Source organism: Gordonia hankookensis (assembly GCF_014673215.1).
Taxonomy (GTDB): Bacteria; Actinomycetota; Actinomycetes; order Mycobacteriales; family Mycobacteriaceae; genus Gordonia; species Gordonia hankookensis.
The window spans coordinates 1,423,171-1,439,107 of sequence record NZ_JACWMS010000001.1 but is presented as its reverse complement, the minus strand read 5'-3'; the positions used below and the strand labels follow the sequence as shown (position 1 = coordinate 1,439,107).

16 protein-coding genes are annotated in these 15,937 nt (G+C 67.5%); 14 read left to right on the top strand and 2 right to left on the bottom strand.

From position 1 onward, the window contains the following. Positions 1-78: 78 nt before the first annotated feature. Entirely contained in the window at positions 79-804 is a 726-nt protein-coding gene (locus IDF66_RS06460) for a glycine zipper family protein (protein ID WP_190266093.1), read from the bottom strand. 339 nt (positions 805-1,143) lie between these two features. Between IDF66_RS06460 and hpt the strand changes: the two genes are divergently transcribed. The 12 genes from hpt (at position 1,144) to IDF66_RS06400 (ending at position 12,178) form a co-directional block, all read left to right on the top strand. Beyond that, positions 1,144-1,722, top strand: a complete 579-nt coding sequence (hpt, locus tag IDF66_RS06455; RefSeq protein WP_190266092.1) for a hypoxanthine phosphoribosyltransferase — start codon at positions 1,144-1,146, stop codon at positions 1,720-1,722. Positions 1,723-1,909: 187 nt separating this feature from the next. Beyond that, complete coding sequence (gene ftsH, locus IDF66_RS06450) at positions 1,910-4,279, top strand: ATP-dependent zinc metalloprotease FtsH (RefSeq protein ID WP_190266091.1); 2,370 nt, start codon at positions 1,910-1,912, stop codon at positions 4,277-4,279. Between the two features lie 63 nt (positions 4,280-4,342). Next, positions 4,343-5,041, top strand: coding sequence for a GTP cyclohydrolase I FolE (folE, locus tag IDF66_RS06445; RefSeq protein ID WP_223309122.1), 699 nt, complete (start codon positions 4,343-4,345; stop codon positions 5,039-5,041). A gap of 17 nt (positions 5,042-5,058) precedes the next feature. Beyond that, entirely contained in the window at positions 5,059-6,036 is a 978-nt protein-coding gene (folP, locus tag IDF66_RS06440) for a dihydropteroate synthase (RefSeq protein WP_455428725.1), read from the top strand. Continuing rightward, entirely contained in the window at positions 6,036-6,410 is a 375-nt protein-coding gene (gene folB / locus IDF66_RS06435; RefSeq protein ID WP_164310781.1) for a dihydroneopterin aldolase, read from the top strand. The genes folP and folB overlap by 1 nt, the downstream gene beginning before the upstream one ends. Beyond that, positions 6,407-6,934: a 2-amino-4-hydroxy-6-hydroxymethyldihydropteridine diphosphokinase gene (gene folK / locus IDF66_RS06430; protein WP_190266090.1), complete on the top strand. Its 528-nt coding sequence runs from the start codon at positions 6,407-6,409 to the stop codon at positions 6,932-6,934. The genes folB and folK overlap by 4 nt, the downstream gene beginning before the upstream one ends. Beyond that, positions 6,931-7,464, top strand: coding sequence for a DUF3180 domain-containing protein (locus IDF66_RS06425; RefSeq protein ID WP_190266089.1), 534 nt, complete (start codon positions 6,931-6,933; stop codon positions 7,462-7,464). The genes folK and IDF66_RS06425 overlap by 4 nt, the downstream gene beginning before the upstream one ends. An 84-nt stretch (positions 7,465-7,548) precedes the next feature. Then, a complete protein-coding gene (locus tag IDF66_RS06420; protein ID WP_190266088.1) occupies positions 7,549-8,823 on the top strand; it encodes a DUF6779 domain-containing protein in 1,275 nt (424 codons plus the stop codon). A 200-nt stretch (positions 8,824-9,023) separates the two neighbouring features. Beyond that, on the top strand, positions 9,024-9,995 hold the full coding sequence (locus IDF66_RS06415; RefSeq protein WP_190266344.1) for a Rossmann-like and DUF2520 domain-containing protein: 972 nt from the start codon (positions 9,024-9,026) through the stop codon (positions 9,993-9,995). After that, positions 9,992-10,909 (top strand): pantoate--beta-alanine ligase, encoded by a 918-nt coding sequence (panC, locus tag IDF66_RS06410; RefSeq protein WP_190266087.1) that lies wholly within the window; start codon positions 9,992-9,994, stop codon positions 10,907-10,909. The genes IDF66_RS06415 and panC overlap by 4 nt, the downstream gene beginning before the upstream one ends. Positions 10,910-10,941: 32 nt before the next feature. Further along, positions 10,942-11,367 (top strand): aspartate 1-decarboxylase, encoded by a 426-nt coding sequence (gene panD / locus IDF66_RS06405; RefSeq protein WP_190266086.1) that lies wholly within the window; start codon positions 10,942-10,944, stop codon positions 11,365-11,367. A 1-nt stretch (position 11,368) separates the two neighbouring features. Then, positions 11,369-12,178 carry a type III pantothenate kinase gene (locus IDF66_RS06400; protein ID WP_190266085.1) on the top strand — a complete coding sequence of 270 codons (810 nt, stop codon included), beginning with the start codon at positions 11,369-11,371 and terminating at the stop codon, positions 12,176-12,178. Between the two features lie 36 nt (positions 12,179-12,214). Here IDF66_RS06400 and IDF66_RS06395 read toward each other — a convergent pair whose 3' ends face one another. After that, complete coding sequence (locus IDF66_RS06395; RefSeq protein WP_190266084.1) at positions 12,215-12,655, bottom strand: rhodanese-like domain-containing protein; 441 nt, start codon at positions 12,653-12,655, stop codon at positions 12,215-12,217. A gap of 194 nt (positions 12,656-12,849) precedes the next feature. Here IDF66_RS06395 and IDF66_RS06390 point away from each other — a divergent pair, with 194 nt between their 5' ends. Further along, positions 12,850-14,304 carry an aldehyde dehydrogenase family protein gene (locus IDF66_RS06390; protein ID WP_190266083.1) on the top strand — a complete coding sequence of 485 codons (1,455 nt, stop codon included), beginning with the start codon at positions 12,850-12,852 and terminating at the stop codon, positions 14,302-14,304. A 52-nt stretch (positions 14,305-14,356) separates the two neighbouring features. After that, on the top strand, positions 14,357-15,925 hold the full coding sequence (lysS, locus tag IDF66_RS06385) for a lysine--tRNA ligase (RefSeq protein ID WP_388000323.1): 1,569 nt from the start codon (positions 14,357-14,359) through the stop codon (positions 15,923-15,925). The last annotated feature ends 12 nt before the right edge of the window (positions 15,926-15,937 follow it).

Below are 15,937 nucleotides of genomic sequence, written 5' to 3'. Positions count from 1 at the left end.
GATAGGCTACCGAATCGGTCAGAGATTGACGGCCCGCCTCGTCGAACGCTGAGGCGGACCGTCGGGGTGGGTGGTTCTCTAACGCCGGGGTGGGACGAATGGCGAGTTGATGGTGTTGAAGTACTGGATCGCTGCTCCGATGACGGATCCTCCGCCTCCAATCGAGAGGCCTGCAATTGATCCGAGACTTGCACCGAGCGGTATTGCTGGAAGGCAACCGACAATCGCGGCGATCAATCCGGTTAAGCATCCGATAACGCCCCCAACAACAGCGCCAAGAACCAAGCCGACAAGCGACGAGATCGTCAATCCGGCCGAAGCCATCTGATTGAAGCGCGCCAGGGCCTGATCGTCCCGCTCTTGCTTGGTCTGTGGTGCGTCTGCTTTCTGGGCGGCAGCGAGCGTGCGCAGGCCCTCCACCTCGATCGGATTAACCGGCGTCGACCTCGCAACATTTCGAGAAGGTATCAGCGTCGCGGTATTTCCGACGTTCCTGGCATCGATGGGGAATTGCTGATATTCCTTGCGATAAGCGAGCGGCATCCGGAACTTTTCCGCGCCGGCGGAATTACGAATGACGAGTGCGCCGGAATTGGTGCTGATCGAACCGTTGTGCACGGTGAGACTGAACGAACCCGCTCCGACGGAGACGTCGTAGGTGGTGGGCGCAGCGTTCGCCGGTGCCGCCTGTACCGACCCGGCGAAGGCCGTAATCAATGCGGTTGCAAGGGAAATCGTTGCCAGGAGAGTGAGGTGAGGGCGGGTGTGTCGCCGGGGAGCGTCGGTGCGCCGGGCTGTGAACATAGGAAAGTCTTTCGCGTGATCGGCTCCGTCGACACGAGCCTGGGGAAATTGTCGGCACTGGTGAATTTTCGTTCGCAGAACAAAGGATCAGGCCCCCTTTAATCGCTTTCTCTGCGGACAGTTCACCTTCACAAATTCGCGGCCATCTCAGGAGAGAAATGTGTCGCGTGTGAAGATATGTTGCCATTCGTGATCTGAGTGTGATCAGCGACACACCGTTCTCGTGCGGGATGTCGTACAAACGCCCTACATCGTTACGCGGTGGTCACGGAGGTCCGGGGAGAGGTGGGTCCGCGCGGTCGCCGACGCAGCCCGTTCCCGGCATGACAAGCTAGAGGCGTGCAGTCCCCAAGTCTCAGCGGCACAGACCCGTACGGCGACGACATCGAAGCAGTCCTCATCACCGAGGAACAGATCCGGCAACGCACCAAGGAGCTCGCCGAGTCGGTGGCTGAGCGGTACGCCGACATCGACGAGGACCTGGTCCTGATCGGCGTGCTCAAGGGCGCGATCATGTTCATGACCGACTTCGCGCGGGCGTTGCCGATCCCGTCGCAGATGGAGTTCATGGCGGTGTCGAGTTATGGCTCGGCCACCTCGTCGTCCGGTGTGGTGCGGATTCTCAAGGATCTCGACCGCGACATCGCCGGCCGCGACGTCCTGATCGTCGAGGACATCATCGACTCCGGTCTCACCCTCTCGTGGCTGATGAAGAACCTGGCCACCCGGAACCCGAAGTCGCTCGAGGTGTGCACCCTGCTGCGCAAACCGGAAGCGGTGCGTTCCCCGGTCGACGTGGCCGACGTCGGGTTCGACATCGCCAACGAATTCGTCGTGGGATACGGGCTGGATTACGCCGAGCGCTACCGCGATCTCTCCTACATCGGCAGGCTGCGCCCGTCGGTGTACCAGAATTGACGTCCTACCAGGGGCGAGGTGCCGCCGGCACGGCACGGAACGGTTTTCCCTGGCTGTTCGTTGACCGGTAGCCTCTAATACGGACAGCCGGACAGAAGACACCTGAGGCTGTCCACGACGTCGACCGGGAAGGACAGTGGGAAGGCGCGGGCAGGACACCAGCCGAGCCGCACCACCACCAACAGGCATGAACCGAAAGTCAGTCTTCCGCAACCTCGCCATCGTGGCGCTCATCGTGCTCGCCCTGTGGGGCTGGAGCGTGATGCGTGACTCGGGTCGCGAGTACAAGTCTGTGGACACCTCGGTCGCGTTGACCCAGCTCAACGTCAAGAACACCGACCGGATCGACATCGACGACCGCGAGCAGACCCTGCGGATCGAACTGAAGAATCCGATCAAGGTCGACGGCGACGACGTCACCAAGATCAGTGCCAAGTACCCGGCGTCGGCCGGTGAGCAGGTCTTCGACTCGGTCACCACCACGGGTGCGCCGTACCAGACCAACGTCAGTCAGCAGTCGGCACTGTGGCAGATCCTCATCTTCATCCTTCCGATGATCCTGCTGTTCGGCCTGTTCTTCTTCGTGATGAACCGCATGCAAGGCGGCGGCAAGGGCGGCGTGATGGGCTTCGGCAAGTCCAAGGCCAAGCAGCTCACCAAGGACATGCCGAAGACCACCTTCTCCGACGTCGCCGGTGCCGACGAAGCCGTCGAAGAGCTCTACGAGATCAAGGACTTCCTGCAGAATCCGGCGCGGTATCAGGCGCTGGGCGCCAAGATCCCCAAGGGCGTGCTGCTCTACGGTCCGCCCGGTACCGGTAAGACGCTGCTCGCACGGGCCGTCGCCGGTGAGGCCGGCGTGCCGTTCTTCACCATCTCCGGGTCCGACTTCGTCGAGATGTTCGTCGGTGTCGGTGCATCCCGCGTGCGCGACCTGTTCGAGCAGGCCAAGAACAACAGCCCCTGCATCATCTTCGTCGACGAGATCGATGCGGTCGGCCGCCAGCGCGGTGCGGGACTTGGCGGCGGTCACGACGAGCGTGAGCAGACCCTCAACCAGTTGCTCGTGGAGATGGACGGCTTCGGTGACCGCTCCGGCGTGATCCTGATCGCCGCGACCAACCGTCCCGACATCCTCGATCCCGCGCTGCTGCGTCCCGGCCGTTTCGACCGTCAGATCCCGATCGGCAACCCCGACATCGCGGGTCGTCGCGCCATCCTCAAGGTGCACGCCCAGGGCAAGCCGATCGATTCCGATGCCGATCTCGACGGTCTGGCCAAGCGCACGCCGGGCATGTCCGGTGCCGATCTGGCCAACGTGGTCAACGAGGCCGCCCTGCTCGCGGCCCGTGAGAACAAGAACACGATCACCGCCGAGATGCTCGAAGAAGCCGTGGACCGGGTGATCGGTGGGCCCCGCCGCAAGAGCCGGATCATCAGCGAACACGAGAAGAAGACCGTCGCCTACCACGAGGGTGGCCACACCCTCGCCGCGTGGGCGATGCCCGACCTCGACCCGATCTACAAGGTCACCATCCTCGCCCGCGGGCGGACCGGCGGTCACGCGCTCGCGGTGCCGGAACAGGACAAGGACCTGATGACGCGGTCGGAGATGATCGCGCGTCTGGTGATGGCCATGGGCGGCCGGGCGGCCGAGGAACTGGTGTTCCACGAGCCGACCACCGGCGCGTCGTCGGACATCGACCAGGCCACCAAGATCGCGCGTGCGATGGTCACCGAGTACGGCATGAGTGCCAAGCTGGGCGCGGTCCACTACGGGCAAGAACAGGGTGACCCCTTCCTGGGGCGTTCGATGGGCAACCAGGCCTCGTATTCGGCCGAGATCGCCAGCGAGATCGACGAGGAGGTGCGCAGGCTGATCGAGGCCGCGCACACCGAGGCGTGGGCGATCCTCGCGGAGTACCGCGACACCCTCGACGTGCTGGCGACCGAACTCCTCGAGCGGGAGACGTTGACCCGCAAGGATCTCGAGAAGATCTTCTCCGGCGTCGAGAAGCGCCCGCGGATAACCACCTTCAACGAGTTCGGTGAACGCACGCCGAGTGACAAGCCGCCGGTCAAGACGCCGGGCGAACTCGCGATCGAGCGTGGCGAGCCGTGGCCGCCCGAGCCGGTCACCCCGGACCCGGTGCCGGAGCCGGTCGGCGCCGGAAGCGGAGCGAGCGGGCCGCATTCGGGCGGCGCCGGAAGCGGAGCAGGGCAGCCGGGTTCGGGTTATCCGAATCCGACTCCGGGACAGGCATATCCGCCTGCCTACCCGCCGCAGTCGGCGCCCGGTCAGCAGTACGGCGGCGGAGGCTATCCAGGTCAACACAGTGGCCACCCGGGGCCGCAGGGTTATCCGGGTCAGCCGACCCATGGCACGCGACCCGACTACGGCGCTCCGCGCGACTGGTCGGCGCCGGGGTGGCCCCCGCAGGACTCCACCCCCTCGCCGGGCGGTCCCAACGGATCAGGCACCAACGGCGGTGGGTCGAATGGCAATGGAACGAATGGCTCTGGCCACCAGGGACATTCCGAGAACCCCGGCGGTTGATCAGGGCGCCGGCCAACCGGTCGGCTGCCCGCACACACGTTCGTAGAACGGATCAGATGAACGATGACGGTCAGTGAACATCAGGACGCCCGCGTGAACGCCCGCGACGGTGTGGACGGCGCCGGGAGCGAAGCGAGCGGGCCGAGCGGTGCGAATGCAGCCGCCGGAAGCGAGCTCACGACGCCGCAGGGTAGACACTTCGATCAGGAGCGCGCCGAGGCCGCGATCCGCGAGTTGCTGATCGCGGTCGGCGAGGACCCGACCCGAGAGGGGCTGCAGCGCACGCCGAAGCGCGTGGCCAACGCGTATCGGGAGATGTTCGCGGGTCTCTACACCGATCCCAGCGAGGTGCTGGGCACCATGTTCGACGAGGACCACGACGAGCTCGTCCTGGTCAAGGACATCCCGCTGTACTCGACATGCGAGCATCACCTCGTCTCGTTTCACGGTGTGGCCCATGTCGGTTACATCCCGGGTGTCTCCGGCCAGGTCACCGGGCTGTCGAAACTCGCGCGACTGGTGGATCTGTACGCCAAACGCCCGCAGGTGCAGGAGCGGCTGACCAGTCAGGTCGCCGACGCGATCGTGCGGCGCCTGGATCCGCGTGGGGTGATCGTCATCATCGAGGCCGAGCATCTGTGCATGGCCATGCGCGGCATCCGCAAGCCGGGCGCCACCACCACCACCTCCGCCGTGCGTGGTCTGTTCAAGACGAGTGCGGTCTCCCGCGGTGAGGCCCTCGACCTGATCTCGCGGACCTGAGGGCGGTTCGCCGACCGATGCCGTCAGAACAACGGGACTGCGTGCTCGCGCCGGCCGACCGCACGCTCGTGATGGGCGTCATCAATGTGACGGCGGATTCGTTCTCCGACGGTGGTCGTTACCTCGACCACGACGCGGCCATCGCGCACGGGCACGAACTGATCGCACAGGGTGCCGATCTGATCGACATCGGTGGTGAGTCGACGCGGCCCGGAGCCAGCCGGGTGGATCCCGCCGACGAGGCGAAGCGTGTTGCGCCGGTGATCGCGGGACTGGCAGGCGCGGGGGTGCCGATCTCGGTCGACACGATGCGCGCACCGGTCGCGGCAGCGGCCATCGAGGCCGGTGCCGCGGTGATCAACGATGTCTCCGGCGGGCGCGCCGACACCGACATGGCCCGTGTGGTCGCGGATGCCGGCCTGCCATGGATTCTGATGCACTGGCGACCGATCGACCGCGACAACCGCGACGGTGCGTTCACACACGGCATCGGGGAAGTCGGCGGATACCGTGACGTGGTGGCCGAGGTGTCGGGTGAACTGCTGGCGCAGGTCGACAGCGCGGTGTCGGCGGGGGTCGATCCCAACCGCATCGTGCTCGACCCCGGCCTCGGCTTTGCCAAGACCGCCGAACACAACTGGGCGTTGCTGCACGCGCTCCCCACATTTGTCGGTCTCGGATTCCCGGTACTCGTCGGTGCCTCGCGCAAACGGTTCTTGGGTACGCTGCTCGCGCGCGACGGCGAGCTGCGTCCACCGGCCGGCCGGGAGATCGCGACCGCGTCGATCTCGGCGCTGGCCGCGATGGACGGGGCCTGGGCCGTGCGGGTGCACGATGTCGAGAAGAGCCGCGATGCGGTCGCCGTGGCGAGTGCCTGGCGCCGCGGGGGTAGCAGGGGAACGGGCCTCCCGCACCGCGACACCGAGGCCAACGAGGCCGCTCTCCGGGACGTAGAAGTCCAGGGAGCCGACGACACAGGAGCGGTGAGCCACTGATGGCCGATCGGATCGAACTGCGGGGACTCGTCGTCCGCGGCAATCACGGCGTCTTCGAGCATGAGCGACGTGACGGCCAGGAGTTCATCCTCGACATCACGCTGTGGCTCGACCTCGCGGTCGCCGCGGCCACCGACGATCTCGACGACACGGTCGACTACGGTGCGCTCGCGCAGAAGGCCCACGACATCGTCGCGGGCGAACCGCGCAATCTCATCGAGGCGGTCGGTGGCGAGGTGGCCGAATCGATCATGGACGACGAGCGGATCGCGGCGTGCGAGGTGACCGTCCACAAGCCGTCCGCGCCGATCCCGCTGCAGTTCGGCGATGTCGCGGTGGTGACGCGACGCTCCCGGAAGGGCATGTCCCGATGACGACGACGCGGGCCGTGCTGTCGGCCGGTTCCAACATCGGTGACCGGCTCGGCCACCTGAACTCGGTGGTCGAGCGGTTCGCCGACGACCTCGTCGCCGTGTCACCGGTGTACTCGACGCCGCCGTGGGGTGGGGTCGAGCAGGAGGACTTCTACAACATCACGCTGATCGTCGAGGGGCGGCGCGGTCCGTACGAGTGGCTGACGATCGGCGCAGAACTCGAGCAGGCGGCCGACCGCACGCGTGAGGTCCGGTGGGGTCCACGGACGCTCGACGTCGACGTGATCACGGTGAGCGAGGGCGACGAGGTGGTGCGCAGCGACGATCCGCGGCTGCTGCTCCCGCATCCCCGGGCCGCCGAACGGGCTTTTGTGCTCATCCCGTGGCTCGTGATCGAACCGGATGCGACCCTGTGGACGCCCGATGGCACGCAGCCCGTGGCGGCGCTGGTCGATCGGATCGATCCGTCGGAGTGTGCCGGGGTGGTGCCGGTGGCACAGTTGCCGGTCGCGAGGCGCCGATGACCGAGCCACGACGGCGCTCGCGCCGCGATCAGGACGAAGAGCCGGGGCTCGGGCCGACCCGGCTGCGCGATCTGACGGTGATCGCCGTCATCGTCGCGGTGACGGCTTTCGTCCTGGTGCGCTACAACTACGGCAGCCTTCCGCCGATGCCGCTGCTCGCCGGGATCGTGCTCTACGTCCTGGCCGCCCTCGAGGTGCTGATCGCCTTCATCGTCCGTGCCCGGGTCGCGTCGCGCGACGTCGGGCGGGCGCGGGGACAGTTGCACCCGATCACGGCGGCCCGCGTCCTGGCGCTGGCCAAGGCGTCGGCCATCCTGGGCGCTATCGCGGTCGGTGTCTGGACGGGTCTGCTGATCTTCCTCGCCACCCGACACGATCTGGCGGCGGCCGATCACGACCTGCCCGGCTCCATCGTCGGGGTCGTCGGCGGCGTGGTGCTGGTGGTCGCGGCGCTGTGGCTCGAGTACTGCTGCCGGGCGCCGGACGATCCGACCGACGACCCGGTCGGTGGCCATCCGGGGCCGGCCTGACAGGGGCCCGCGGGAGATCGTGAATCGGGGACTCTCCGCTCCGGTTCGCCGACATCGATGCTGTCAGGCGGTATGTTCACGAACATGACGACCTCGAACGGCCGTTCCACCGAGTCGCGGCGATCCGGTAGATCGGTGGGACAGTGGCTGCTCGGTCTGCTCATCGTGCTCGCCCTGGTCGCCAGCATTCTGATGGTCTTCACCGATCAGCTGTCCGTGTCGGGCTCTCTCGCGGTGATCGCGGCGCTCTGGGCGGCGGTGATCGGGGCGATCCTGGTCACCAAGTTCCGGCGGCAGGCCGAGACCGCCGAGTCGAAGAGCCGGGATCTGCGTCTGGTCTACGAGCTCCAGCTCGAGCGCGAGATCGCCGCACGCCGTCAGTACGAACTCGACGTCGAGACCACCATCCGCAAAGAGGTCAGCGCGGAATCCAATGAGGAACTCGCCGAGCTCAAGCAGCAGGTGCTGGCGTTGCGGTCGAGTCTGGAGATGCTGCTCGGCGAATCGCTGCCCGAGCAACGCACCGCCCTGCCGAACGAGAAACTGCGCGAGCTGGCCTCCGGCATCGGCGGTGAGCGCCCGAGTACGAGTTCGACGTACGGCCAGAGCTTCGGCACCGACGACAGCGTGCTGGCCGCCCGCGACTTCGCGGCCACCGCGCCTGCGGCGGCCGCGGGCCGCCACGTGCCCGCCGACGTCGATCCGAACGAGATGACCGAGGTCATCCCCGTGATCACCGACGACGACCCGATGTCGGGCCGGATCGCGACCGAGGTGCCCGAGGACACCATCGACGAGCAGGTCGAGGACGCCGTGCTGGCCGAGACCGAGGATGTGGGCCCGCCGTCCGGGTCGTTCGTCACCACATCCGTGCCCGAACCGCCTGCACCCGCGCAGCCGACACCGGCCGGATACGTCGACGAGACGCCGACCGACGAGTGGAAGGTGGCGGCACGGTCGGGAGCTCCGGTCGACCCCGACGACGTCGCGGTCGATGCGGAGGAGACCATCGTCGCCGAGGCCGCACCCGCCCAGGCCCCCGCGACCGAGGTCCCTGCGACCGAGGTCCCGGTGGCCGTCGAGCCCCAGGCCGTCGAGGAGCAGGCGGGCGAGGAGCAGGCGGGCGAGGAGCAGGTCGTCGAGGAGGAGGCGGCAGGCGAGCCGGCGTCCACCACCTCGGGCCGTCACGAGTCGTCGGGGGAGAGCAGCAGCCCGGTCTTGCAGCAGGGACGACGTCGTCGGCGTGACGATGACGACGGCGACAGCGCTCATTCGGCCGGCCTGCCCGTGTCGGAGCTGCTGAGTCAGCTGCGCCAGTCCGGCTCACCGGGCGGTGGCCGTCGCCGTCGCGAGGACTGATCGCGCCCATCGGCTCCTCGTCGCGTGTGTGCGGCTCGCAACCATGGCGTCGCGTGAGGCCTGTCACAGGCGTTGGCCTCTGAGCGCTCGCAAGGCCTAACCTTGCTGTGCAACGTCTGGTACCCGAGCCGAAGCCGGGACTGGAACTTTCAATTCGGAGGACAGCGGTGACCTCACCGAGCGATGGTCTCGGCCCCGGCATGGGCCGTGATGATGATTCCCGCTACCTGTCCGGTCTCTCCAATCTGCCCGCGCCTGCCCGGCTCACCGTCGGCGTGATCGCGGCCGGGCGCGTCGGGACGGCGCTCGGCGCCGCACTCGAGCAGGCCGGTCACGTGGTCGGCGCGGTGGTCGCGCGGTCGGAGGGATCTCGCCGTCGCGCCGCCGACCGGCTGCCCGAATCCGAGATCCTCGACCTCCCCGCAGTGGTCGCCCGCTCCGAACTCCTGATCATCGCCGTCCCCGACGCCGCGCTCGCCGATGTGATCGACGACGTCGTGAAGGCAGAAACGCTGCGCCCGAACACCCTGGTGGCGCACACCGCCGGTGCCAAGGGCATCGGCATCCTGGCACCGCTCACCGAACGTGGCGCGTTGCCGTTGGCGATCCATCCCGCGATGACCTTCGTCGGGACCGGCGAGGACACCAACCGTCTGCGGCAGGCGACCTTCGCCGTCACCGCAGCCGACGAGGTCGGATACGCCATCGCGCAGGCCCTCGTGCTGGAGATGGGTGGCGAGCCCGTGCGCATCGCGGAATCGGATCGCATTCTGTACCACGCCGCTCTGGCACACGGCGCCAACCACCTGGTCACCCTCATCTCGGACGCCGTCCGCGCCCTCAACACGGCCATCGAGGGTCTCGACGGCCGGTCTGCGCGTGACGCGGCGACCGTCGACGGCAACGGCATCCGTCTTGCCGAGCGCATCCTCGGCCCACTGGTGAGCGCAGCGTTGCAGAACGTGCTCGAACTCGGGCCGGGCGCCCTGACCGGTCCGGTGGCCCGTGGTGACGCCGCCGCCGTCGCCGATCACCTCGCCGCCCTGCGCGCCCTACCGGCCGACCGGGCAGGCGACACCGACATCGCCGAGGCCTACCGCGTGCTGGCCCGCCGCACCGCTGGTTACACCGATGCCCCCGACGATCTCCTCGATGTTCTGGAGGCGAGATGACATCTGGTCTGGGTGAAAAGTCGTACACCCCAGGAGAACTGACTGTCCATCGTGATCCCGCGACGCTGCAGCGGGTGAGCCGGGCGCTGCGTCAGGCGGGTAAACGGGTGGTGCTGGTGCCCACCATGGGCGCGCTGCACGTGGGCCACCTCGAACTCGTCCGCGCCGCCAAGTCACGCGGCAACACCGTCGTCATCGTGTCGATCTTCGTGAATCCCTTGCAGTTCGGTGAGAACGAGGACCTGGACGCCTACCCGCGCACCTTCGACGACGATTGCGCGCTGCTGCGTCCGCTTGGCGTGGAACTCGTGTTCGCGCCCACCGCAGCCGGCATGTATCCGAATGGCCGGCGGACCATGGTGCAGCCCGGTCCTGCCGGTGGCGTCCTCGACGGGGTGGCGCGGCCCACGCACTTCGCCGGGATGCTCACCGTGGTCCTCAAATTGCTCAACATCGCGGCACCGCACGCGGCCTTCTTCGGTGAGAAGGACTATCAGCAACTGGTCCTGATCAAGCAGATGGTCGACGATCTCGACCTCGACATCGAGATCGTCGGGGTACCGACGGTTCGCGAGTCCGACGGCCTCGCGCTGTCGTCGCGCAACCGCTACCTCGACCCCGGGCAACGCGAGCTCGCCACCACGTTGTCGGCGGCACTGCTCGCAGGCGCTCATGCCGCGGCCGGTGGTCGCGACGCGATTCTCGCTGCGGCACAGTCGGTGCTGGACTCTCACCAGGGCATCGAGGTGGACTATCTCGCCCTCACCGGCCGACAGCTCGAGGAACCGCCGGAACGTGGCGACGGCCGCCTGCTGATCGCCGCGCGTATCGGTGCGGCGCGACTCATCGACAACGTCGGCGTGGCCATCGGAACCGGATTCGCCGGCCGCGACCCCGAACAGACCGCCAACTGACCACAGATCGACCCACGAAGGGAACCCGACAGATGTTCCGCACCATGATGAAATCGAAGATCCACCGCGCCCGGGTCACCCAGGCCGACCTGCATTACGTCGGGTCGGTGACGATCGACCAGGATCTGCTCGACGCCGCGGACCTGCTCGAGGGTGAGCAGGTCACCATCGTCGACATCGACAACGGTGCCCGCCTCGAGACCTACGTGATCGCCGGCGAGCGTGGGTCCGGGGTCATCGGGATCAATGGTGCGGCAGCTCATCTCGTTCATCCGGACGATCTGGTGATCATCATCGCCTACGGCATCCTCGACGAGGCCGAACTGCGCGAGTACTCCCCGTCGGTGGTCTTCGTGGACGACCGGAACAGCGTTCTCGAATCCGGTTCCGACCCGGCCCGTGTGCCGGACGGCTCCGGGCTGCTGGATCCGCGCGAGCTCGTGCAGGCGCCCGCCTGACATGCTGCTCACCGTCGACGTCGGGAACACCAACATCCACCTCGGCGTGTTCGCCGGCAGCGGCGAACACGCGACCATGGTGCGCGACTGGCGAATTCACACGGAGCCGAATCTGACGTCGGATGAGCTCGCACTGCTCTTCCGCGGCCTGCTCGGTTCCGACGTCGAGCAGGTGACCGGCGTCGCTGCGCTGTCCACCGTGCCGTCGTTGCTGCGCGAGCTGCGCGTGATGGTGCCCCGCTACTACGGCGACGGCCACCACCATGTCCTGCTGGAACCCGGTGTGCGGACCGGGGTTCCGCTGCTCGTCGACAACCCGAAAGAGGTCGGCACCGACCGCGTCGCGAACTGTGTTGCGGCGCATCACAACTATCCGGGCGGTCCGGTCATCGTGGTGGCCTTCGGGACGGCAACGGTCGTCGACGCGATCTCGGCGAAGGGGGAGTTCCTCGGTGGTGCCATCGCGCCGGGTGTGAACCTCGCGGTCGAGGCGCTGTCGGATCACACCGTCACGGTGCGCAAGGTCGAGTTGATGCCACCCCGCAGCGTGCTGGGCAAGAACACCATGGAGGCATTGCAATCGGGCATCCTCTACGGTTTCGCCGGGCAGGTGGACGGCCTCGTCGACCGGGTGCGCGACACGGTCGACGGATTCGACTCCGATGACGTGACGGTGGTGGCCACCGGCTACCTGGCGCCGCTGATGTTCGAGGAGTGCGAGACGCTCACCGTCCACCATCCCTATCTCACGCTGGACGGTCTCCGGTTGGTGCACGAGCGGTCGAAGCAACAGCGCGGCCGCAGCCGCTAGACCATCACTCGCCGTTCGTGCGCAGTTCCGCGGGCTTCAGTGAGCGGAGATGGCGGCGAGTTCCTGATCGCTGAAACGACCGGCAACCCGCGCCCGACGTAGCGCCCGGAAACCGCCGACGACGAAGACCGCGCCGGTGACGCCACGCGCTTGCAGATGCCAGGCCAGCCACTCGGCCTCGTGCCCGTCGTCGCTGACCAGCAGCCAGCGCGCATCGGCGGTGGCACCGCGCAACGACTCCGGATCGCCGGGCGTCAGGCGTGCGAGAACGTCGGTCGGATCGATCGCGAGTGCGCCGGTGAGCACCCCGTCGGTCTGGCGTTTGCGCTGGCTGCGTACGTCGACGGCGATTGCCCCGTCGACGACATGCTCGGCGTATTCGACGCCCTGGATCGACAGGGGAGCGTCGGTCGGGGTTGCGACGATCGGATGGGAGGGATCAACGGCGGCATCGAGGGATGCGAGAACGGCGGTCATGAGAGGTCCTGAAGGTGATCGAGATGAGCGGGGGTCGTCGAAGAAGGGCGGCCGCAGATGCGGTACTCAGCCCTGACAACACTCCAGACAGCTCTTGATCACGGCGAACAGTGTGCCACACATCCGAGCGGGCCACCACCCTGCGCCGACCGAATCCCCGACCGCACTGTGGACCTCTTATCTATGGTCGAGGTATGAGCACCTCGAGCAATCCCTGGGACGAGAAGATCTTCGACGGCGGGTGGATCGCGGGCGGCGCGGGAACCCTCGACGTCACCGCTCCGGCGACCGGCGAGGTGCTGGCCACCGTTGGTGCCGCCGACCGTGACGACCTCGACGCCGCGGCGCGCGCCGCGACCTCCGCCCAACGCACCTGGGCAGCATTGCCCTACACCGAACGCGCCGCCGTGATGACCCGGGCCGCCGCGCTGCTCAGCGACGATCCGTCGCGCCTCACCCGATGGCTGGTACCCGAGTCGGGTTCCGGTCAGGGCAAGGCGGCCTTCGAGGCCGGACTCGTCACATCCGAACTGTCCGAGGCGGCCGGGCTGGCATCGCAGCCGTACGGGCAGGTCCTGCGCAGCCAGAAGCCGCGTATGTCGATCGGCAGGCACGTCCCCGTCGGCGTCGTCGGGGTGATCAGTCCGTTCAATTTCCCCGCGATCCTCTCGATGCGGTCGGTCGCGCCTGCGCTCGCCCTGGGGAATGCCGTGATCCTCAAACCCGATCCGCGCACCCCGATCGCGGGTGGACTCGCCCTGGCGGAACTGCTCGCCGATGCGGGCCTGCCGGCCGGTCTCCTGCATGTCCTCCCAGGTGGCGCCGACGTCGGAGCCGCGCTCGTCGCTCACCCCGACATCCCGTGCATCTCCTTCACCGGGTCGACGGCCGCGGGCCGCACGATCGGTGGGGCCGCCGCGCCGCTGCTCAAGAAGGTCCATCTCGAGCTCGGCGGCAACAACGCGGTGCTGGTCCTGCCGGACGCCGACGTCGATGCCGCGGCGTCCGCAGGCGCCTGGGGCTCCTTCCTCCATCAGGGCCAGATCTGTATGACGGCCGGTCGTCATCTCGTCCCGGCCGCGCTGGCCGACGAGTACACCGCGAAGCTGGCCGAGAAGGCCCGCCACATCCCGGTCGGTGATCCCACCGACCCCGCGAACGCACTCGGGCCGATCATCGACGAAGGCCAGCTGAAGAAGGTCGACGAGATCGTGCAGTCGTCGGTGCTGGCGGGCGCGACGCTGGAGGTGGGTGGCACCTACCAGGGCTTGTTCTATCGGCCGACGGTTCTCGGCAACGTCCCGACCGACGCCCAGGCCTTCACGCAGGAGATCTTCGGTCCGGTCGCTCCGGTCAGCACCTACCAGAGCGTGGACGAGGCGATCGACATCATCAACTCGTCGGAATACGGGTTGTCGGTGTCGATCCTCACCGCCAACGCCTTCAAGGCCTTCGACCTCGCGGATCGGATCCGCTCCGGCGCGATCCACATCAACGACCAGACCGTCGACGACGAGGCCGTCGCGCCGTTCGGCGGCACCAAGGCGTCGGGTACCGGTGGACACTTCGGGACCTCGGCGAATCTGGACACGTTCTGCGATCTGCAATGGGTCACCATGCAGGCGGAGATCGAGAGATATCCCTTCTGAGGCGGTACCGGCCGACGATCCGGCCACTCGGCGATCCGATAGGGTTCGGGGGGTGAGCAACAGCCCCACCACCACGAACGCAGGCGCCGGGAGCGGGGCCGGCGGGTCCGACGCGCCCGTGTCCGACGCCACCGACGACGGCGCCCCGGAGCAGATCCGGATTCGTCGGGAGAAGCGCGACCGCATCCTCGACGAGGGGCGCGAGGCGTACCCGGTTGCGATCCCGCGCACCCACAGCCTGGCCGAGATCCGCGCCGCCTTCCCCGACCTCGAGGCGGGAACGGAGACCGGCGAGATCGTCGGCGTGACCGGCCGTGTCATCTTCCTGCGCAACAAGGGCAAGCTGTGCTTCGCGACCCTGCAGGAGGGGGACGGCACCCAGCTGCAGGCCATGGTGAGTTTCAACGGAGTCGGCGAGGAGTCCCTCGGGCGGTGGAAGTCCGAGGTCGATCTCGGCGACATCGTCTTCATCCACGGCGAGGTGATCAGCTCCCGCACCGGCGAGCTCTCGGTGATGGCCGACGACTGGCAGATGGCGTCGAAGGCCTTGCGGCCCTTGCCTGTCGCGCACAAGGACATGAGCGAGGAATCGCGGGTGCGGCAGCGCTACGTGGACCTGATCGTCCGGCCGGAAGCGCGCAGCATCGCCCGCACCCGCGTCGCGGTGATGGCCGAACTCCGTCAGGCACTGGGCAATCGGGGTTTCCTCGAGGTCGAGACGCCGATGCTGCAGACCCTGCACGGGGGTGCCGCCGCCCGGCCGTTCGTCACCCACTCCAACGCGTTCGACATCGATCTCTTCCTGCGGATCGCGCCCGAGTTGTTCCTCAAGCGCTGCATCGTGGGCGGCATCGAGAGGGTCTTCGAGGTCAATCGCAACTTCCGCAACGAGGGTGCCGACTCCACCCACTCACCCGAGTTCGCGATGCTGGAGACCTACCAGGCCTACGGCACCTACGACGACGCCGCGGTGATGACTCGTGAACTGGTGCAGGAGGTTTCGCAGAACGCACTCGGCACCCTCACGCCGACGATGCCGGACGGATCGGACTACGACCTCTCCGGCGAGTGGACGTCGCTGGAGATGTATCCGTCGTTGTCGGAGGCGTTGGGGGAGGAGATCGTCCCCGTGCAGACGACGGTCGACGAGTTGCTCGCCATCGCAGCCCGCGTCGGACTCGAGGTCCCCAAGGACAAGGGTTACGGCCACGGCAAGCTCGTCGAAGAACTATGGGAGCACATGGTGGGCCGGCACCTGATGCAGCCGGTATTCATCCGTGACTTCCCGGTGGAGACCTCGCCATTGGTCCGATCGCATCGTTCGGTGCCCGGTGTGGTCGAGAAATGGGACCTCTACATCCGCGGATTCGAGTTGGCCACAGGCTATTCCGAGCTCGTCGACCCGGTGATCCAACGTGAGCGCTTCGTCGATCAGGCCCGGCTCGCCGCCGCGGGCGACGACGAGGCCATGCAGCTCGACGAGGAGTTCCTGACCGCCATCGAGTACGGTATGCCCCCGACCGCGGGCACCGGCATGGGCATCGACCGCCTGCTGATGGCGCTGACCGGTCTCGGTATCCGTGAGACCATCCTGTTCCCGCTGGTCAAGCCGCGCCTCTGACGCGATCCGTGG